A 19275-nucleotide genomic window follows, 5' to 3' on the forward strand; every position below is an offset into this window, starting at 1 on the left:
GGTGCAGCTGCGTCATGCCCTGCTGTTGTCACTGGCCGGACACGTCGCCGTGCTCGGTGGCGGCTGGCGGGGTGGCGGTATCGTGGCGCCGCAGCCGATACAGGTGCTGACCGTGCGCCTGCTGGCGGGGGCTGCGCCTGTGCCGGAGCCGGCCGTTCGCCCTCTACCGTCACCGCCGGGCAGAACGCCGGCAGACGCTCGTCGTACGCCGGTCACGGCGGCGCATCCGGTCAGGCACACGGTGCCGCAGCCGGCACCCGTTGCAACCCGCGATGCACCGCAAGGCAGGCCGCCGGCGGACAAACCGGTCGAGGCCGACGCGATGCCGAGCAGGCCGGTGCAAATGGCTGAAGCGGTTGACGCGGCACGTCCCGACGGCGGAGCGCGAGCCCCGGTCGCGACCGATCACGGGGCGGCCGGCGGCGGGGAGACTGCGCCGAGCTGGCCCGGTTATCTCGCCAATCCCAAACCGGAGATGCCGCTGGCGTCACGCCAGCGCGGCGAGGCGGGCAAGGTGGTGTTGCGGGTCCGCGTCGACCGTGACGGTCATCCGCAGGCGATCGACGTGTTGCGCAGCAGCGGCTTTACCCGCCTCGACGAGGCCGCGCGCAAGACCGTTGCGGAGCGCTGGCGTTTCAACCCGGCCCGACGTGGCACTACGCCGGTCGACGCCGACGTGGATGTGCCCATCGTGTTCCGGCTGGACGACTAGACCCGCTCAGTCGAGCAGGCGCTTGCGGCGCAGCTCGTCGTGGACGAGTTCGCTGATCTTCGGCGCCAGCTGGGCCTCGAGTTCGCTGGCAATGTCGTGGCCGAGCCGCTGCAGCAGGTCGTTGTAGACACTGTTCATCACCGTGGCCATCTGCTGTTTGACCCGCTGTTCGACCTCGAGGGCGATGTCGATCGCCAGATGCGCACCGACCGCGGCGGTGATTTCCGATACGGTGCCGGCGTCGACCGGTGGCGGCGTAGGTTGCGGCGGTGTCAATACCGCCGCGACTGCGTTTGCGAGTGGCGGGATCAGGCTTGCCGGTGCCGCCGATGGCAAGGGCGGTTCGGCTTCCATTGCATCGAGATCGATGATCCAGATGTCGTCGGCCGCCGGCTCGACGGCGTGAAGCGAGTCCGGCCCTGGCGACCAGACGGCATGCGTGATGCCGGCGTGGGGGTCGGCGCCTGCAGGCGCTTCGGTCGGCGCGAGCGGTCCGGCAGCAGCGGTTTCCGCAAGAAGCGGCAGGGCTTCGACCACGGGCGTTCCGGTCTCGCTGTCGTCGTCGCGCCAGTGCAATTCGTGGACGATGTCGCTTGCGCCGGTTGCGGGTTCGGCGACCATCGTTGCCTCAGCCTCAGCCTCAGCCTCAGCCTCAGCCTCAGCCTCAGCCTCAGCCTCAGCCTCAGCCTCAGCCTCAGCCTCAGCCTCAGCCGGCTGCTCGATGGAGCTCGTGAAGTCGGGGAGGCTGACCGGCTCGCTGTCCGATGGGGCTGCGTCGGCTTCGGCGGTCGGGCGCGCTGCGACATCGCTGTCCCAAGCCAGATCGACGGGAGCTGTGATCTGGATCGTTTCGTCCGGGCCGGTCTCCGGCAGCGGCGGCAGCCAGTCGTCGTCGATCGCTTCGGGGTAGGGCGAGACCAGTGCGTCGAGGTCGAGCAGCGGCAGGTCGAGGAATTCGCCGGGCGCCGGGCTCGCCGGTGGTGGAGGCGGTGTAACGGCTTCCGGTGTCGGGACCGGCGGCGGGGCGGTGAGGAACTCGCCCGGGTCGAACATCAACGCCGGTTCGTCCAGTACCGCTTCATCGGTCAGGACCGGAATGTCGTCGTCGCCGGATGCTGGCGCGGCGACTTCGGCGGTCAGCACCGGGATGTCGTCATCGCGCGCCGCATCGCCACGATGGCGTGCCAGTAGCGCGTCCATCTTGTCGAACAGGGGGCTGACGCTGTCGTCGGAGTCGGTCATGGTCGGGCCTGTTTCGCCAGTTCAAGCAGGTCGATGGCTTCGGGCGTGATGCCGTGTGCCTGGTAGGCACGCCAGCGGGTCCGTGCCGCGGCACGGGCCTCGTCGGACTGGTCGACGATTTCGAGGATCCGCGCGTAGCGGTCCAGCCCGCCCGGTACGCCGTCCGTCCAGTTGAACAGCGCGTCGCGGGCCGGCATCAGCTCGACGCGGTGATCGACGACGACCGGCGTACGTGCCGCGTCGGGATGGTCGGCGGCGCAGTGCGGCAGGAAGCCGGTCTGCGGCAGCTCCCACAGCAGACGGTCAAGCGCGTACGCGGCCGATTCGCTGCCGGCGAGTACGCTGACCGACAGTTTCTGCGCGATGGCCTTGCCGACGAGCTGGCACAAGGCCTGCTCGCGACTGCGGACATTGAAATAGAACGTGACCTGCGCCACCGGGCTTCCTTACTTCTTGCTCTTCTTCTCGACGCGCTGGCGCAGGAACTCGACCAGCAGCGGTACCGGCCGGCCGGTTGCGCCCTTGGCCGCGCCCGACTTCCAGGCGGTGCCGGCGATGTCGAGGTGGGCCCAGCGGTAATCCCTGGTGAAGCGCGACAGGAAGGCCGCGGCCGTGATCGAGCCTGCGGGCCGGCCGCCGATATTGGCCAGATCGGCGAAGTTCGACTTCAGCTGTTCCTGGTACTCGTCCCACACCGGCAGGCGCCAGGCCTTGTCGCCGGTCTGCTGGCCGGCGGTGTACAGCGCGTCGGCCAGTACGTCGTCGTTGGCGAACAGTCCGGTCGTCTGGTGGCCGAGCGCGATGATGCATGCACCGGTCAGCGTGGCGATGTCGACGACGACGTCCGGGTCGAACTTGGCGACATAGGTCAGCGCGTCGCACAGGATCAGCCGGCCTTCGGCGTCGGTATTCAGGACTTCGATCGTCTGGCCGGACATCGAGCGGACGATGTCGCCCGGCTTGACGGCGTTGCCGGCCGGCATGTTTTCGCAGGTCGGGACCACGCCGATCACGTTCACGGGCAGCGCCAGCTCGCACACCGCACGCAGCGTGCCGAGCACGGTCGCGGCGCCGCACATGTCGTACTTCATTTCGTCCATGCCTTCGCCGGGCTTGAGCGAGATGCCGCCCGAGTCGAAGGTGATGCCCTTGCCGACCAGCACCGCCGGTTTGGGCGCCTTCTTGCCGTCACCGGCGCCGAAGTACTCGAGCACGATCAGTTTCGGCGGCTGGGTCGAGCCCTTGGCGACCGACAGCAGCGAGCCCATGCCCAGTGCGTCCATGTCGGCTTCTTCGAGCACCGTCAGTTGCAGGTGGAAACGCTCGGCCAGCAGTGCGGCTTCGTCGGCGAGCCGGGTCGGCGTGCAGACATTGCCGGGCAGGTTGCCCAGATCACGAGTCAGATTCATGCCGTGACCGATGGCCAGGCCGCGCGCCAGCCCTTCCTCGGCCTGCTTCTGGTCGGCTTTTTTCGCCAGCAGCAGCGTGACGCTGGTCAGCGCCGGCGCAGGTTCGGGTTCGGACTTGAACTGGGTGAAGCGGTAGGCTTCGAACGTGACGGCTTGCGCGATGACTGCGGCGATGGCGTCGGCATCGACGCCCTTGGCCACCGGCAGCGCGATGGCGGCGCTTGCCGACTTGCCGCCGACCAGCGCGCGGGCCAGCGCCTCGAACGCCTTGCGCAGCGACGCCGGATCGTGGTCCTTGCCCCACTTTTCGCCCAGTTGCAGCAGCAGCACCTTCTGCGGTGCGCCGTCGACCGGCAGGTAGCCGGCCAGTACGCTGCCGGCCTTGTCGCCGAACTCGGCGCTGGCGGCCAGCGTGCCCAGCCAGCCGCCGGCGCGTTCGTCGAGCTTGGCCAGCGACGCAGGCAGTCTGGCCCCCGCAAGCGGCAGCACCAGGCAGTCGGCTGCGGCTTTTTCGGGGGCGGTAAGATTGATGCTAAACTCCATGGCGGATCTCCATTGGTGTCGCGGTGGCGGCTGCTACGGCGGCAGCCTGACGAATGGGCAGGATGGATTGCCCGGTCGCACGAGAACGGGACAAGAGGGCGGCGCGCAAGTGAATTAGGCCACTGGTGGCCCACTGGCCGCGCCGGCAAGATCGGTCCGATTATTTCCCAGCCCCCCATATAAGTCAAAAACGCGGATGCTGTTCAGACGAAGCCTGATTCACGAGATGTCCTGGGTTGCCATCGCCGTTTTTTCGGTGTTGCTGCTTGTCGTCATGACCACCCAGATCGTCAAGCTGCTCGGTCAGGCTACGCTCGGCGTGCTCGGCAGCGGTGCCGTCTGGGTGCTGATGGGCTTCACCTCGTTGCGCTACCTGCCGATGCTGATGTCGCTGATGCTGTTCATCGCGGTCCTGATGACGATGACGCGGCTGTGGAAGGACAACGAAATGGTCGTCTGGTTTGCCAGCGGCCGTTCGATCAAGAGCTTCATCAAGCCGGTGCTCGAGTTCGCCATTCCCATCGTGCTGCTGATCGCCGCGCTGTCGCTGTTCGCCTGGCCGTGGGCGCAGCGCGAAAGCCGCGATTTCCGCGAGAAGTCGGCGCAGCGTCAGGAAGTCTCGCAGGTTGCGCCGGGGGTGTTCCGCGAATCCGCCGAAGCTGACCGGATCTATTTTGTCGAGCAGTTCATTGCCGACACCGGCCAGGGGCGCAACGTGTTCGCGCAGATCCGCGGCAAGAACGGCAAGGTGTCGGTCGTCGTTGCCAACGAGGGCGGCCTGTTCCTCGACCAGCACGGCGAGCGCTGGCTGTGGCTCGGCAAGGGCCACGCGTATACCGGTGTTCCCGGTACCGCCGCTTACGAAACCACCGAATTCGATCGTGCGCAGGTCAAGGTCGAGACCAGCGACAAGCCGGTCTCGAGTCCGAGTACGCAGGCCAAGGGCACGCTGGAGCTGATCGGCAGCCCGGTGCCCGAGGAGCAGGGCGAACTGGCCTGGCGCATCGCGCTGCCGATTTCGGCGCTGATCATGGCGTTGAGCGCGATTCCGTTCGCGTTCTTCAACCCGCGCGGCGGCCGGGCACTGAACCTGCTCGGGGCGATTTTCGTGTATTTCCTGTATTACAACTTCATCAACATCGGCCAGGCGTGGATTGCCGACGGCAAGATTCCGGCCGTGATCGGCATGTGGCCGATCCACGCGGTGGCGGTGGTGATGACGGTGGCGCTCTATGCCTGGCGGGGACGTGCGCGATGATGAAGCTGCTGTCGCGTTACCTGCTCAAAGAGATCACGCTGTTCGTCCTGTTCACGCTGATCGGCCTGCTGGCGCTGTACATGTTCTTCGACGTGATCGCGCAGTTCTCGCAGCTCGGCAAGGGCGGCTACCGGGTGATCGACGCGCTGATCTACGTCGCGCTGCAGATTCCCGGCAACGCCTACGAGCTGATGCCGATTGCGGTGCTGATCGGCAGCATCTTTGCGCTGTCGACGCTCAACGGCAATTCGGAACTGACGGTCATGCGTGCGGCCGGCGTGTCGGTCAAGCGCCTGCTGTTGTGGCTGGTCGGCATCGGCATTGCCTACAGCGGCTTCACCGTGCTGATGGGCGAATACGTCGCGCCGGTGACGATGCGCATGGCCAGCCAGTACCGGCTGGCGGCCACCAAGCAGATGATTGCCGGCGACTTCCGTTCGGGGGTCTGGGTCAAGGACGGCCAGCAGATCGTCAACATCGCCGAAATGATGCCGGACCTGTCGGTGCAACGCGTGCGCATCTACGAGTTCACGCCGGCGCGGACGCTCGAGCGCATCATCGACGGCGTGCAGGGGCGTTACCTCGGCAACGGCGTCTGGCGACTCGAGCCGGCGGTGCAGACGAGTTTCCTGCCCAACTCGTCCGGTGTTGCACTGAAGAATGCCCAGGTCTTCGACTGGCCGACGCAGATCACGCCGGACATGCTGGCGGTGCTGCTGGTCGAGCCGGCGCAGATGTCGGCACGGGCGCTGTTGCGCTACATCGACCACCTCGAGCTCAACGGCCAGAAGACGCAGCGCTACCAGCTGGCATTGTGGGGCAAGCTGTTCTATCCGCTTGCCTGTCTCTCGATGGTCGTGATCGCCCTGCCGTTCTCGCAGACGCAGCGCCGCAGCGCCAACGTCGGCGTGAAACTTTTCATCGGCATCCTGACCGGCGTCACTTTCCACTTCTTCAACCGGCTGGTCGTCTACCTGGGCGAGCTGCAGAACTGGCCCGCGCCGGCGGTGGTGTCGATTCCGACGCTGACCTTCATGGCTGTTGCGCTGTACCTGCTGTGGCGCCAGGAAAAACGCTAGTCGCACATTCCGGAGTTTTGCATGCACGTGCTTCTGACCGGTGGTGCCGGCTATATCGGCTCGCACACCTATGTCGAACTGATCGCCGCCGGTTTCAAACCGGTGATCCTCGACAACTTCTACAACGCCAAGCCGGCGGTGCTCGAGCGCCTCGCGACGATTACCGGCACCGAGATCGAGTGGATCAAGGCCGACGTGCGCGACCGCGCGGCGCTGGACGAAGTGTTCACGCGCTTTCCGATCTCGGCGGTGGTGCACTTTGCCGGCCTCAAGGCCGTCGGCGAGTCGGTCGAGAAACCGCTCGAGTATTACGACAACAACGTCGTCGGCACGCTGCGGCTGCTCGAAGCCATGCGCGCGGCGGGCGTGAAGAAACTGGTGTTTTCCAGCTCGGCGACCGTTTACGGCGATCCGCACGCGGTACCGATCCGCGAGGATTTCCCGCTGTCGGCAACCAACCCGTACGGCCGCTCGAAGCTGATGGTCGAAGACATCCTGCGCGATCTGTACAAGTCCGATTCGGGCTGGGATCTGGCCTTGCTGCGTTATTTCAACCCGGTCGGCGCACACGCATCGGGCCTGATCGGTGAAGACCCGCAGGGCATTCCGAACAACCTGATGCCCTTTGTCGCTCAGGTCGCCGTCGGCAAGCGCGAGCAGCTGTCGGTGTTCGGCAACGACTATCCGACGACGGACGGCACCGGCGTGCGTGACTACATCCACGTCGTCGATCTGGCACGCGGTCACGTCAAGGCGCTGCAGAAGCTCGCGACGAATCCGGGTCTCGTGACCGTCAACCTCGGTACCGGTCAGGGCTATTCGGTGCTCGACATGGTCAAGGCCTTCGAACTCGCGTCCGGCCGGCCGGTGCCGTACAAGCTGGTCGCCCGCCGTCCGGGCGATATCGCCGCCTGCTACGCCGATCCGGCGTCGGCACGCGAGCAGCTTGGCTGGGTTGCCGAGAAAACGCTGCAGGACATGTGCAACGACGGCTGGCGCTGGCAAAGCCGGAACCCGAACGGCTACGGCGACTGAGACCTGCCCGACCGGGCGGCTGCGCCTGCGCATTTTGACGCCGTCCGGTGCTCGAAATCCTCACGGACTTCGTGTCCATTCCGGTTTCTGTGCTCCGGGCGGCGCCAAACTGCTTTGGCTCGCTCGTCCATTCGGGCAGGTTGAAGCTGGCGGTGCGGTGTTATTTCCGCCGGCCGTGGCCGTGCTGCGGCTAGAATGACAACCACACAGACTTCGCCCGCGCACTGCGCGGGCTTTTCGCTTGCATGGCACTCGACGCTCGCCTCAAAGGCAACATCTTCGCGCTCTATCTGGTCCAGGGGCTGAACTACCTGGTCTCTTTGGTCACGTTCCCGTTCCTGGCGCGGACGCTCGGCGCCGACGGTTTCGGCGTGCAGTCGTACGCCTTCGCCGTGGTCCAGTACGGCGTGCTGCTGACCGACTTCGGCTTCAACCTGTCGGCAACGCGCGAGGTCGCGATCGCCCGCGGCGATACCGCCGCGATCGCCCGGGTGTTCTGGCGCACCAACGTCGCCAAGGCCATGCTGATGTGCGTGTCGTGCGTGTCGCTCGCGGTGGCGATCGGGACGGTGCCCGAATGGCGCGAACATGCACCGGTGTTCTGGCTGTCGCTGCTCTATGTCGTCTCCAGCGTGTTTTTTCCGATCTGGTATTTCCAGGGGCTGGAACTGATGCGCGCCGCGTCCCTGCTGACGGTCGCCGGTCGTGTCGTCGTGCTCGGTGCCCTGCTGCTGATGGTGCGCGGCCCGGACGACGTGGCGATCGCCGTGGTGCTGCAGGCGCTGCCGGCCTTCGTTGCCGGCGCCTACTGGTGGTGTACCGGTCACGGTGCGCCAAGGCCGGCCTGGGTTGCGCCAACCCGCGCCGACATCGGGGCGTCGCTCAAGGCCGGCTGGCCGCTGTTCCTGTCCGCGCTGTCGACCAATCTGTACACCACCAGCACCGCGGTGCTGCTCGGCTGGTTCGCCAGTCCGGTGCAGGTCGGCTATTTCGCCGCCGCCAACAAGCTCACTTACACGGTACAGGGACTGATCGGCCCGCTGGTGCAGGCCACGTATCCGCGCATTGCCCAGCTCGCCAGCCACGACAAGCCGGCTGCGGTGGCGTTGATCGGCAAGGCGTTCAGGATGCAGGGTGCAGCCGGTCTCGGGCTGACACTGGTGCTGATGCTGGGCGCGCCGTGGATCGTGCCGCTGCTGCTTGGCAAGGGCATGCTCGATAGCGTCGAGACGCTGATCTGGCTGTCACCGGTGGTCTTGCTTGGCGCACTGTCCTACGTCTACGGCCTGCAAAGCCTGCTGCCGTTCGGTGACGAGCGTTACTACAGCAAGGTGCTGGTTGCGGCCGGCGTGGTCAACGTCGGCCTGCTGCTGCTGCTGTTGCCGGGGCGGGGCGCGGTTGCGGCGGCGCAGATCGTCGTCGCGGTCGAAGTCTTCATCCTCGCGGCGTTCTGGTGGCGCGCCCGCGTCCATCTGCGGAGCCACACGACATGACGCCGACGATGACGGTCGTCCTGCCGTGCTACAACGCCGCCGCCCTGCTGGCCGAAACGCTGGCGTCGCTGTCCGCGCAGACGCTGGCCGATTTCGAATGCATCGCGATCGACGACGGGTCGACCGACGCGACCCGCGCTGTGCTCGACGCCCATGCCGCACAAGACCCGCGTTTCGTTGTCGTCAGTCGCGGGAACCGTGGCCTGATTGCGACCCTGAACGAGGCGATCGGCCTGGCCCGTGGCCAATGGATCGCGCGGATGGATGCCGACGACATTGCCCGTCCCGAAAGACTGGCCCGGCAACTGGCGCGGCTGAACGAGACCGGCGCCGACGTCTGCGGGGTCGGCATCCGCTTCTTCGGTGAACGCGACGGCCTTTGGCTGCCGCCGGAAAACGACGCCGCGCTCAAGGCCGCCTTGCTGTTCAATCCGCCCTTCGCGCATCCGGGCGTCGTGGCACGTGCCGCGCTTTTCAAGGCGCACGGCTATGATGCCGGTGCCCAGCACGCCGAGGACTACGCGTTGTGGTGCACGTTTGCCAAGGCCGGAGCCGTTTTCACCGCGATTGCCGAGCCGCTGCTCGATTACCGGGTCCACCCGGGCCAGATCACCCAGAGTCGGCGTACCGAGATGGCGGAAACCGGCGCGCGCATCCGCGCCGACTATGCCCGGTCTGCCTTGCCGGCCGACTGGCCGGAGTCCGACAAGCGCCGCTTTGCCGAGCTCGCCGGCCCTGACCGCCTGCTCGACCGCAGCGACTGGTTCACGTTTACCGCCTGGCTGATCACGCTGGCGCAGCCGCAAACGCGCGCGGCGTTCTGCACGGTCTGGCTCGACGCGTTGATCCGCACCCATGGGGTCGACTGGCGCTGCAAGAAACGGTTCTCGCTGCTGTCGCAACAACTGCCGCCGCCGGATGAAGAGCGGGGAAAATGGCAGCGCCAGCGTGCCCGCGTGCTCGCCGGGGACGCGGTCTACGGCCTGATCAAAAAGCTCCGGGGACGCGCATGAGACTGCTGTTCGTCGTACGGGATCTCGGTCTCGGCGGGGTAGAGCGCTGCGTCGTGCTGGTGGGCAGCTGGCTGGCGGCGCACGGTTTCGAGGTCTCTGTCGCAATGATGGGCGGTAGCCGCAATCTCTGGGGGACACGCAGCGCGGCCCTGAACATTGTCGACCTGTCCGGTACCTGGCACCCGAAAAAACCGTGGACGTGGCCGGCCGGCTGGGGCGCTTTGCGGGGTCTGGCCAGACGGCATGACGTCGTGATCGCTGCGACGTTCCTGATGCCCCTGTACATCACCTGGGCAGCGACGCGGGGTCTGGGCAAGCGAGTCCTCGGCTGGGTGCACGGCCCGCTGTTCGAGGTCGACGAGCGTGCGCGGATGAACCCCATCCATCGCCGCGCCTGCCAGTTCATTTACCGGCGGCTGGGCGAGCTGGTGTTCGTGTCAGCCCATGCGCGCGACTCGATGTCGAAATGGCTCGCTACGGAGCCGGGGCAGGGTGTGCCGCCCGGCTGGCGGGTGATCCCGAATTTCGTCGAAGCGCAGCCGTTGCGGCCGGCCGGGCTGCCGCATCGGCCGGCACGGCTGCTTTTCGTCGGCCGGGTGGCCGAGGAGAAGCAGCCGGCATTGTGGCTCGACGCACTCGTCGCGCTGGCGAATGCGGGCCATGCAGCAACGCTGACCGTTGTCGGCGACGGTCCCTTGCTGCCGTGGCTCGAGGACGAAGCGGCGCGGCGTGGCCTCGTCGACCGGCTGATCGTCGCCGGCCGGCAGGACGACGTCGGTCCGTGGCTGGCGAATGCCGACTGGCTGTTGCTGACGTCGCTGTTCGAAGGCTGCCCGCTGGTCGTGCTCGAGGCGATGCAGGCCGGCTTGCCGGTGGTGTCGACACGGGCCGGCGGCGTGTACGAGCTGTTTGCCGGGCGCGATGTCGATTTCGTCACGGCCGAACCCACCGGCGCGGCGCTGGCCGCGCTGATCGTCGCCCAGGCGCCGCACCACGCCGAGCTGGCCGCCTGGCTGCGCCAGCGCAGCGAGGCCTACAGTCCGGACGCGCTCGGTGCGCGCTGGCTGCAATTGCTGGAACACCCCCAATGAACAGACCGGCAAACCGCGTTGCGCTGCTGATTCCGCACTACAACAATCCGCAGGGGCTGGTCGCGTCGCTGGGCTCGATCGGCGAGGCCGAGACGGTCGATGTCATCGTGGTCGACGACGGCAGTACGCGCGCGCGTATCGACGAAGCGGCGTGCCGCGCCGCTTTCCGTGCCCGCGGCGGAGTGGTGTTCCTCTATCTGCCACAGAACCGGGGCATCGAGCACGCACTCAACACCGGACTGCAGCACATCGTCGATGCCGGCTATGCGTTTGCCGCCCGGCTCGATTGCGACGATCTGGCCATGCCGGACCGCTTTGCCAGGCAGCTTGCGTTTCTCGACGCGCACCCCGACGTCGCGCTGCTCGGCAGCGCCGTGACCTTCTTCGATGCGTCGGGCGACCGCTTTACCGTGCAGCAGCCGCAGACGCACGAGGCCATCGTGCTGCAGATGCACGACGACAACGCCTTCACCCATCCTGCGGTGATGTTCCGGACCAGCGCGGTGCGCGAGATCGGCCTGTATCCGACCGACTGCCGTGCCGCCGAGGATTTCGCCTATTTCTGGCGCTTCGTCGCCCGCTACCGCACTGCCAACCTCGCCGAGGTGCTGACGAAGAGCGAATACAACGACGCCGGCATTTCGATGAGCAAGCGGCGGGTGCAGCAGGCCGCGCGGTTGAAACTGCTGTGGCGCCATTTCGACTGGACGCCGCGCTCGGCGTTGAAAATGGCCAAGGCGCTGACCTCGCTCATTCTCCCTTTAGCCGCTGCCCGTACAATCAAACGTCTCATTGGGCGCAAGAACTGGTCATGAACGACACGCAAAACCGGCTGATCTGCCTGATTCCGCATTACAACAATCCCGAGGCGCTGGTTGCCTCGCTGGCGTCGATCGGCGCGAACGAGGTGTGCGACGTGCTGGTCGTCGACGACGGCAGCACCCGTGCGCCGATCGACGTCGCCGCCTGCAAGACGGCCTTTGTCGCGCAGGGCACGCTGCGCTTCCTGAACCTGCCGCAGAACCGGGGCATCGAGCATGCGCTGAATGCCGGGCTCGAATGGATACGCGCGCGCGGTTACGAACTGGTCGCCCGGCTCGATTGCGGCGACCGCAACGTGGCCGACCGGTTTGCGCGGCAGACCGCCTTTCTCGACGCACATCCGGCGGTGATGCTGCTCGGGGGGGCTGCCGAGTTCGTCACGCCGCAAGGCGACGTCCAGTACGTGCTGCGCCATCCGCAGTCGCACGCCGAGATCGCCCGGACGATGCGGTCCAATTCGGCCTTCGTCCACCCGGCCGTGATGTACCGCGTCGCGGCGCTGGCCGAAACCGGCCTGTATCCGCTCGACACGCCGGCGGCCGAGGATTACGCGCTGTTCTGGCAGTTCGTTGTGCGTTTCCAGACCGCCAACCTGTCCGAGGTGCTGATCCGCTACGAGCTCGACCCCGGCGGCATTTCGCTGTCGAAGCGCAACAGGCAGTTGAAGAGCCGCTTGCTGGTGCAGCGCCGGCATTCGGACGGCAGCCTGGGCGCGCTGAAGGGCATCGCGCGCACCTATGCGCTGCTGCTGGTACCGGCCGGGCTGATCGGCCGCATCAAGACCGCGTTGCGGCGGGGGCGGACATGAGCCGCATCGTGCATGTGGTCGAATCGTTCGGCGGTGGCACGCTGTCCATGCTCTGCGCGTTCGCCAACCGGCAGGCGCAGGACGGTCATGCGGTGACGGTGATTCACAGCGTGCGCGAGGAAACGCCGGACAACTGGCCGGCGCTGTTCGATACGCGCATCCGTTTCATCCAGCTGCCGATGCAGCGGGCGATCCATCCGCTCAACGACTGGCGTGCGGGCAGGGCGCTGGCGCGCTGGCTGGCCGAACTCGGGCCCGATGTCGTCCACCTGCATTCGAGCAAGGCCGGCGCGCTGGGCCGGATCGCCAGTCTGTTCGTGCGCGGGCCGCGTTACTTCTTTTCGCCGCACGGCCTGTCCTTCCTGCAACGCGCCGAAGGCCAGCTGAAGAACACCGTGTTTCTCGTGCTGGAAAAGCTGCTGGCACACACATCGGTGACGGCGATCGCCTGCTCGCACTCGGAAGCCGGCGAAATCCGCCGCCACCTGACGCCGCGCGTTGCCGTGGTCGAAAATGCCGTCGACGTGGATGCGGTGCCACGGGCCGTTGGTAACCGTGGCGTGGTCCGGATCGGTACCGTCGGGCGTGTTGCGCTGGCGCGCAACCCGGAGCTGTTTGCCGAGGTCGCGACGCGGCTGAAACAGCACGGTGTCGAGTTCGTCTGGATCGGCGGCGGCGACCCGGCCGGCGAGGCGGCGCTGCGCGCGGCCGGTGTCAGCGTGCTGGGCTGGCTGCCCCGCGCCGACGCACTGGCGGCACTGGCGACGCTCGACGTCTATATCCAGACCAGCCGCTGGGAAGGCCTGCCGGTCGCCGTGATCGAAGCGATGGCCGCAGGCCTGCCGGTGGTGGCGACCGACGTTGTCGGCAACCGCGATCTGGTGCGCAACGGTGACAACGGCTATCTGGTGAACGATGCGGCCGGATTTGCCGAACGGCTGGTGCCGCTGATCGCCGACGCGGCGGAGCGCCGTGCCATCGGCGCGCGTGCGCGCAGCTTCGTGGCCGCCCACTATTCGCTCGATACGATGATGAGCACCCTTTACGACGTTTACGGAATTCCCGAGCATGGATAAGCATCGCCAGCCCGAACGCGCCAAGCCTTGGCTCGCCCTTGCCGACTTCGCCGCGCTGGCGGCGGGCTTTGCCGTCGCGATCGGCCTGCTGTACGTGTTCCGCTATCACCGGATCGGCAGCGGGCTGATGCTGTGGTGGACGTGGGAAGGCAAGCAGCAGGGGCAGGCCTTCCTGCTGCTTGCCGGACTGTCGGTGGCCAACTTCTGGTGGCGAGGCCATTACAGCGTGCGCCTGCCGTTCTGGGACGAGTTGCTGGAAACCTGCCGCTGGCTGCTGCTCGCCGCGCTGTTGAACGGCATGGTCGTGCTGCTCGGCAAGTTCACCGTGTCGCGTTTTCTGTGGCCGGTGTCGTGGGGGCTGGCGCTGGTGCTGGTGCCGTGGTTCCGCGCGCTGATGCGGGACTGGCTGCTCAAGCAGGGCGTCTGGCAACTGCCGACGGTGATCATCGGCGCCGGCAGCAACGCGGTCGAAGCATTCCGGGCAATGATGAGCGAGAAGCAGCTCGGCTTCCGGGTCAAGGCGCTGGTGTCGGTCGATCGCGATGCGCCGGACGAGATCGCCGTCGACGACCGGCATGTGCTGCGTGTGGTCAAGCTCGACGCCGACAGCCTGATCCCGTGGCTCGAGCAGGAAGGCCGTCCGCATGTGGCGATCGCCGTCGATACCGACGAGCTGCGCGCGCTCGAAGGACCGATCGAGCAGCTGAGCCTGCGCTACAAGCACCTGCACATCATTCCGCCGGTCGCCGGGCTGCCGCTGTTCGGCGTCGTGCCGCACCATTTCTTCAGTCACGAAGTGCTGTTGCTGCGGGTCAGCAACAACCTGATGGTCTGGCCGCTGACCCTGCTCAAGCGTGCGTTCGACCTGTTCGGTGCGACGGTCGGGCTGCTGCTGCTGTCGCCGCTGTTCGCCTACGCGGCGTTGCAGATCAAGCGTCAGGGCGGTCCCGGCGCGGTCTTCTTCGGTCACGTGCGCATCGGCATGAACGGCGTGCCGTTCAAGTGCTGGAAATTCCGCACCATGGTGCACAACAGCCAGGAAGTGCTCGACAGGCTGCTCGCGTCCGACCCCGAGGCGCGGGCCGAGTGGGACAAGGACTTCAAGCTGAAGAACGACCCGCGCGTCACCCGCATCGGCGCCTTCCTCAGGAAGACCAGCCTCGACGAGATTCCGCAGCTGTGGAACGTGATCAAGGGCGAAATGAGCCTCGTCGGTCCGCGCCCGGTGATCGAAGCCGAGCTCGAACGCTATGGCGACAAGGTCGATTTCTACCTCGAGGCGCGGCCGGGCCTGACCGGGCTGTGGCAGGTGTCCGGTCGCAATGATACGACCTATGCCGAGCGGGTGGCGCTCGATGCCTGGTACGTCAAGAACTGGAACCTGTGGTACGACATCGCCATTGTCTGCAAGACCATCAAGACGGTTGTTACAGGCCGGGGCGCGTACTGACGGTATGATCGGCCCGTAAATCCAACCCCAAGCCAAGGAGCGTTTCGCACGCATGGATACCCCCGCCTTTGTGCAATGGTGCCGTCAGGCGGCGCCGTACATCCACGCATTCCGTGGCCGGACCTTCGTCATCGCCCTCGGCGGTGAAGTGGTCCGCGACGGGCGATTCTCGACGCTGACCTATGACATCAACCTGCTGGCCAGCCTCGGCGTCCGGCTGGTCGTCGTGCACGGCGCCCGTCCGCAGATCGATGCGCGCGTGCAGGAAAAGGGGCTGGAGCTCGATTACCACAAGGGCGTGCGGGTCACCGACAGCGTGACGCTCGAATGCGCAATGCAGGCGATCGGCCAGGTACGGGTCGAGATCGAATCGATGCTGTCGATGGCGATGGCGAACTCGCCGATGGCCAATGCCGACATCCGCGTGTCGGCCGGCAACTTCATCACTGCGCAGCCGATGGGCGTGCGCGACGGCATCGACCTGCAGTACACCGGCGAAGTGCGCAAGGTCGATACCACGGCGCTGAACTACCGGCTCGACGACGGCGAACTGGTGTTGCTGTCGACGCTCGGTTACTCGCCGACCGGCGAGATCTTCAACCTGACGCTCGAGGACGTCGCCACCAGCGCGGCGATCGCGCTCAAGGCCGACAAGCTGCTGTTCATGTTCGGCCACGACGGTGTCGTCGATCTGGCCGGCGAGCTGCTGCACGAGCTGACGGCGCTCGAGGCCGACCAGTTCCTCGCCGCCCATCCCGAGGTCAACGAGGACATCCGCCTCTATCTGCCGTGCGCGGCGCGCGCGGTGCGCCGCGGCGTGAAGCGGGCGCACCTGATCAACCATTCGCTCGACGGCGCGCTGCTGATGGAGCTGTTCACCCACGACGGCGTCGGCACCATGGTGTCGCGCGAGTCGCTGGAAACGCTGCGCGAAGCGACGATCGACGACGTCGGCGGCATGCTGCTGCTGATCGAGCCGCTTGAAGACGCCGGCGTGCTGGTCTTCCGGGGCCGCGAGCTGATCGAGCGGGAAATCCACCGCTATTCGGTGCTCGAGCACGACGGCAAGATCGTCGGTTGCGTGGCGATCCATCCGTTCGCCGACAGCCGCATGGCCGAGATGGCCTGTCTGGTCATCCACCCTGAATACCGCGATGAAGACCGTGGCGCGCAGTTGCTGCATCATGTCGAACAGCGGGCACGCTCGCTGGGCATGACCAAGCTGTTCGCGCTGACCACGCGGACCAGCCACTGGTTCGTCGAGCGCGGATTTGCACAGGCGTCGATCGACGATTTACCGATCGAGAAGAAGCGCCTTTACAATTACCAGCGCCGCTCCAAGGTTTTCATCAAGTCGCTCAAGAGCTAGCGACTGGCCCGGTGCGGCGTTCTTTTGATTCAGGGAAAGAATGCGGCTGTCCGTTCCGCCTTTCATGCGCACCCTGCGCGGTCGCGTTCTGCTTGCATGCGCGGTGATCCAGCTCGTCGTACTGGCGCTGGTGATGTCCAACACCTCGCGTCTCTGGCACGACACCGTGCGGCAGGCGCTCGGCGTGCGCATCAACGCGCTGTCGCAGCTGTTCGATGCAACGCTGGAGCCGGCGCTCGCGCGCAATCCGGCCGACGCAGTCCGCGTCCTCGATTCGCTGCAGTCGGTCGACGGCATCAACTACATGGTGCTGACGCGCGCCGACGGCACGCCGGTCGCCGCACGCGGCTGGCCCGCGGGCAAGCCTTTGCCGAAGGCCGACACGCTCTCTGCCGGCCATCCGGTCGGTACCGAGGTTCACGCGATCGCGCGGATCGGCAGCGACGATGCGCCGCTGGGCGAACTGCATTACGGCGTCTCGACGCTGCCGTGGTATTCGTCGATCGGTGCGCTCAGCGTCCAGAACGCCTTCATCCTGGCCATCGGTCTGCTGTCGACGCTGACACTGGTGACCTGGCTGATCCGCTGGCTGACGCGGGCGCTGAACCGGCTCATCGACGGCGCTGCCGATCCCTACCATTTCGTCCCGCTGCCGGTACCGGGCGACAGTGCCGAACTGGCGCTGCTGACCCGGCGTTTCAACGACATGGGCGAGGCCGTGCGCGGGCGCTTCCAGGAGCTGGCCGATGCGCGCCAGCGCGGCGAGGCGCATCTGGCGCTCGCCGAAACCGAGCGCGCCCGCCTGACCGCGCTGCTGGCCGCGATGCGTTTCGGCGTACTGTTCGTCGACAACGACAATCGCGTCGTCTTCCACAATCCGGCGTTCTGCGCACTGTGGGGCATCACCGAGGCCGAGCAGACGGGCCAGCCGGCCGACGAGGTGTTGCTGCGGGCGACCAACCGGCCGATCGATCTGCTGGCCCACCACCGTTTCGACATGCCGTCCGACCATTTGCGGGTCGACTTCGGCGAGCTGACCATGAACGACGGCCGCATCCTCACCCAGCAGTGCTACCGCGTCGCCGAACGCGACGGCAGCATCAGCGGCCGGATGTGGCTGTACGAGGACGTGACCCAGGCCCGCCAGCTGGCCGAGCGCATGGTCAACCTGGCCGAGCGCGATGCACTGACCGGCCTCTACAACCGCCACCGCTTCCAGGAAGAAATCGAACGGATGGTGATCGACGCCGAACGCCGCCGCGGTACCACCGCGCTGCTGTACTTCGATCTCGACGAGTTCAAGTACGTCAACGACACCTTCGGTCACGCCAGCGGTGACGAACTGCTCAAGTGCATCGCCCGCGAGGTCGGTACGCAGGTGCGCCGGCACGAACTGCTGGCGCGGCTCGGCGGCGACGAATTCGCCATCCTGCTGCCCGACTGTACGGTGTTCGAGGTCGGCAAGCTGGCCGACCGGCTGGTCAGCCGCATTGCGCAGCTGCAGTTCTCCACCGACGGCCATGTGCTGCGGCCGTCGACGTCGATCGGCGTGGCGCTGTATCCGCAGCACGCGAACAATGCCGCCGAACTCGTCGCCCATGCCGACGCGGCGATGTATCAGGCCAAGGCGGCCGGCAAGTCGACGTGGCGCATGTACCGCGCCGAGTCCGACACCTCGCGCATTGCGCTGACCCGGCTGTCGTGGAAGGAGCGCATCATCAATGCGCTGGAAACCGACGGCTTCGAGCTGCATTTCCAGGGCATCTACCGCACCACCGACCGCGAACTGGTGCACCTCGAAGCGCTGGTGCGGATGAAGGACGCCAGCGGCGCGCTGATCATGCCCGGTTCGTTCATTCCGCATGCCGAAAAGACCGGCAAGATTGTCGACATCGATCGCTGGGTGATCAAGCGCACGATCGAGCTGCTCGCGGCCCGGCCGAACATGCCGTCGATCGCGATCAACGTGTCGGGGCGTTCGTTCGACGAGCCGGAGCTGCCGGACTTCATCGGCCGCCTGCTGCGCTTGCATTGTGTCGAGCCGACCCGGCTGCTGGTCGAGCTGACCGAAACCGCGGCGGTGTCCGACATCGGCGAGGCACAGCGTTTCATCGACGCGCTGCGCGCCACCGGCTGCACGGTCTGTCTCGACGACTTCGGCAACGGTTTCGCGTCGTTCGCCTATCTGAAACAGCTCAAGGCCGATATCCTGAAAATCGACGGGCTGTTCATCCGCGACCTGCCCAACGACGCCGACAGCCAGGTGTTCGTGCGCGGCATGGTGTCGATGGCGCGCGATCTGGGCAAGACCACCATCGCCGAGTTCGTGGAAAACGAAACGATCTACCGGATGCTGCTGGACATGGGGGTCGACCTGGTCCAGGGCTATTACCTCGACCTGCCCAACCGCGAGCACCCGGGTTTGTTGCGCGGCCTTGAACGCCGCCGGGAGAATGACGATGTTCCACAATCCGACTGATGCAGAGCTCCGCGATTTCCTGAGCGGCGTCCGGCGCATCGCCGTGGTCGGCCTGTCGCCGAAACGGGACCGGCCGAGTTTCCGCGTCGCCTGGTATCTGCAGGCCGAAGGCTTTTCCATCGTGCCGGTGCGACCCGGTGTCGACGACGTGCTGGGCGAGACGGCCTATCCGACCCTGGAGGACGTTCCCGGCGATGTCGACCTCGTCGACGTGTTCCGGCGCGCCGAGGAAGTCGGCGCCGTGGTCGAGGCGGCGATCTCGAAGGGGGCCCGCGGCATCTGGATCCAGTCGGGTATCATCAACGAAGCCGCTGCCGAACGCGCGCGCGACGCCGGCCTGTTCGTCGTGATGGACCGTTGCCTGATGGTCGAACACGCACGGCTGATGGCCTGACC

At 66.5% G+C, this 19275-nt stretch carries 17 protein-coding genes; 14 read left to right on the forward strand and 3 right to left on the reverse strand.

All coding sequences use genetic code 11. The features are described 5' to 3' along the window. Position 1: 1 nt before the first annotated feature. Positions 2 to 712, forward strand: coding sequence for an energy transducer TonB (locus tag IE097_RS15050; protein ID WP_189461676.1), 711 nt, complete (start codon positions 2 to 4; stop codon positions 710 to 712). A 6-nt stretch (positions 713 to 718) separates the two neighbouring features. Here IE097_RS15050 and IE097_RS15055 read toward each other — a convergent pair whose 3' ends face one another. The 3 genes from IE097_RS15055 to IE097_RS15065 are packed head-to-tail and all read right to left on the reverse strand — an operon-like array spanning position 719 to position 3906. After that, positions 719 to 1954 (reverse strand): hypothetical protein, encoded by a 1236-nt coding sequence (locus tag IE097_RS15055; protein ID WP_189461677.1) that lies wholly within the window; start codon positions 1952 to 1954, stop codon positions 719 to 721. Then, on the reverse strand, positions 1951 to 2391 hold the full coding sequence (locus IE097_RS15060) for a DNA polymerase III subunit chi (protein WP_189461678.1): 441 nt from the start codon (positions 2389 to 2391) through the stop codon (positions 1951 to 1953). Before IE097_RS15060 ends, IE097_RS15055 begins: the two co-directional genes overlap by 4 nt. A gap of 9 nt (positions 2392 to 2400) precedes the next feature. Further along, on the reverse strand, positions 2401 to 3906 hold the full coding sequence (locus IE097_RS15065) for a leucyl aminopeptidase (protein WP_189461679.1): 1506 nt from the start codon (positions 3904 to 3906) through the stop codon (positions 2401 to 2403). Between the two features lie 196 nt (positions 3907 to 4102). On the opposite strand from IE097_RS15065, the gene lptF reads away from it, so the two are divergent. From lptF to IE097_RS15130, 13 genes are all read left to right on the forward strand, one after another. Then, the gene (lptF, locus tag IE097_RS15070; RefSeq protein ID WP_268247090.1) at positions 4103 to 5164 is read left to right on the forward strand and encodes an LPS export ABC transporter permease LptF; all 1062 of its coding nucleotides are present in this window, start codon (positions 4103 to 4105) and stop codon (positions 5162 to 5164) included. Continuing rightward, positions 5161 to 6243: an LPS export ABC transporter permease LptG gene (lptG, locus tag IE097_RS15075; protein WP_189461681.1), complete on the forward strand. Its 1083-nt coding sequence runs from the start codon at positions 5161 to 5163 to the stop codon at positions 6241 to 6243. The genes lptF and lptG overlap by 4 nt, the downstream gene beginning before the upstream one ends. Before the next feature lie 21 nt (positions 6244 to 6264). Continuing rightward, on the forward strand, positions 6265 to 7278 hold the full coding sequence (gene galE, locus IE097_RS15080) for a UDP-glucose 4-epimerase GalE (protein WP_189461682.1): 1014 nt from the start codon (positions 6265 to 6267) through the stop codon (positions 7276 to 7278). 245 nt (positions 7279 to 7523) lie between these two features. Further along, positions 7524 to 8771, forward strand: a complete 1248-nt coding sequence (locus tag IE097_RS15085) for a flippase (RefSeq protein ID WP_189461683.1) — start codon at positions 7524 to 7526, stop codon at positions 8769 to 8771. Beyond that, positions 8768 to 9784: a glycosyltransferase family 2 protein gene (locus tag IE097_RS15090; RefSeq protein ID WP_189461684.1), complete on the forward strand. Its 1017-nt coding sequence runs from the start codon at positions 8768 to 8770 to the stop codon at positions 9782 to 9784. The genes IE097_RS15085 and IE097_RS15090 overlap by 4 nt, the downstream gene beginning before the upstream one ends. Continuing rightward, complete coding sequence (locus IE097_RS15095; RefSeq protein ID WP_189461685.1) at positions 9781 to 10875, forward strand: glycosyltransferase; 1095 nt, start codon at positions 9781 to 9783, stop codon at positions 10873 to 10875. Before IE097_RS15090 ends, IE097_RS15095 begins: the two co-directional genes overlap by 4 nt. Continuing rightward, positions 10872 to 11690, forward strand: coding sequence for a glycosyltransferase (locus IE097_RS15100; RefSeq protein ID WP_189461686.1), 819 nt, complete (start codon positions 10872 to 10874; stop codon positions 11688 to 11690). Before IE097_RS15095 ends, IE097_RS15100 begins: the two co-directional genes overlap by 4 nt. After that, positions 11687 to 12505, forward strand: a complete 819-nt coding sequence (locus IE097_RS15105; RefSeq protein WP_189461687.1) for a glycosyltransferase — start codon at positions 11687 to 11689, stop codon at positions 12503 to 12505. The genes IE097_RS15100 and IE097_RS15105 overlap by 4 nt, the downstream gene beginning before the upstream one ends. After that, the gene (locus IE097_RS15110) at positions 12502 to 13581 is read left to right on the forward strand and encodes a glycosyltransferase (protein ID WP_189461688.1); all 1080 of its coding nucleotides are present in this window, start codon (positions 12502 to 12504) and stop codon (positions 13579 to 13581) included. The genes IE097_RS15105 and IE097_RS15110 overlap by 4 nt, the downstream gene beginning before the upstream one ends. Further along, positions 13574 to 15031 (forward strand): undecaprenyl-phosphate galactose phosphotransferase WbaP, encoded by a 1458-nt coding sequence (wbaP, locus tag IE097_RS15115; protein WP_189461689.1) that lies wholly within the window; start codon positions 13574 to 13576, stop codon positions 15029 to 15031. The genes IE097_RS15110 and wbaP overlap by 8 nt, the downstream gene beginning before the upstream one ends. A 52-nt stretch (positions 15032 to 15083) precedes the next feature. Further along, positions 15084 to 16400 (forward strand): amino-acid N-acetyltransferase, encoded by a 1317-nt coding sequence (gene argA / locus IE097_RS15120; RefSeq protein ID WP_189461690.1) that lies wholly within the window; start codon positions 15084 to 15086, stop codon positions 16398 to 16400. 64 nt (positions 16401 to 16464) lie between these two features. Next, positions 16465 to 18879, forward strand: a complete 2415-nt coding sequence (locus IE097_RS15125; protein ID WP_189461691.1) for a putative bifunctional diguanylate cyclase/phosphodiesterase — start codon at positions 16465 to 16467, stop codon at positions 18877 to 18879. Continuing rightward, on the forward strand, positions 18860 to 19273 hold the full coding sequence (locus IE097_RS15130) for a CoA-binding protein (RefSeq protein WP_189461692.1): 414 nt from the start codon (positions 18860 to 18862) through the stop codon (positions 19271 to 19273). The genes IE097_RS15125 and IE097_RS15130 overlap by 20 nt, the downstream gene beginning before the upstream one ends. Positions 19274 to 19275 lie beyond the last annotated feature (2 nt).

Origin of the sequence: Jeongeupia chitinilytica, from assembly GCF_014652315.1 — a bacterium.
Lineage (GTDB): Bacteria > Pseudomonadota > Gammaproteobacteria > Burkholderiales > Chitinibacteraceae > Jeongeupia > Jeongeupia chitinilytica.

Coding starts and splice junctions, on each gene's coding strand:
- IE097_RS15055 (WP_189461677.1), bottom strand. CDS start 1,954: ATGACCGACTCCGACGACAGCGTCAGCCCCCTGTTCGACAAGATGGAC.
- IE097_RS15090 (WP_189461684.1), top strand. CDS start 8,768: ATGACGCCGACGATGACGGTCGTCCTGCCGTGCTACAACGCCGCCGCC.
- argA (WP_189461690.1), top strand. CDS start 15,084: ATGGATACCCCCGCCTTTGTGCAATGGTGCCGTCAGGCGGCGCCGTAC.
- IE097_RS15110 (WP_189461688.1), top strand. CDS start 12,502: ATGAGCCGCATCGTGCATGTGGTCGAATCGTTCGGCGGTGGCACGCTG.
- lptF (WP_268247090.1), top strand. CDS start 4,103: ATGCTGTTCAGACGAAGCCTGATTCACGAGATGTCCTGGGTTGCCATC.
- lptG (WP_189461681.1), top strand. CDS start 5,161: ATGATGAAGCTGCTGTCGCGTTACCTGCTCAAAGAGATCACGCTGTTC.
- IE097_RS15125 (WP_189461691.1), top strand. CDS start 16,465: ATGCGCACCCTGCGCGGTCGCGTTCTGCTTGCATGCGCGGTGATCCAG.
- IE097_RS15100 (WP_189461686.1), top strand. CDS start 10,872: ATGAACAGACCGGCAAACCGCGTTGCGCTGCTGATTCCGCACTACAAC.
- IE097_RS15105 (WP_189461687.1), top strand. CDS start 11,687: ATGAACGACACGCAAAACCGGCTGATCTGCCTGATTCCGCATTACAAC.
- IE097_RS15095 (WP_189461685.1), top strand. CDS start 9,781: ATGAGACTGCTGTTCGTCGTACGGGATCTCGGTCTCGGCGGGGTAGAG.
- galE (WP_189461682.1), top strand. CDS start 6,265: ATGCACGTGCTTCTGACCGGTGGTGCCGGCTATATCGGCTCGCACACC.
- wbaP (WP_189461689.1), top strand. CDS start 13,574: ATGGATAAGCATCGCCAGCCCGAACGCGCCAAGCCTTGGCTCGCCCTT.
- IE097_RS15130 (WP_189461692.1), top strand. CDS start 18,860: ATGTTCCACAATCCGACTGATGCAGAGCTCCGCGATTTCCTGAGCGGC.
- IE097_RS15065 (WP_189461679.1), bottom strand. CDS start 3,906: ATGGAGTTTAGCATCAATCTTACCGCCCCCGAAAAAGCCGCAGCCGAC.
- IE097_RS15085 (WP_189461683.1), top strand. CDS start 7,524: ATGGCACTCGACGCTCGCCTCAAAGGCAACATCTTCGCGCTCTATCTG.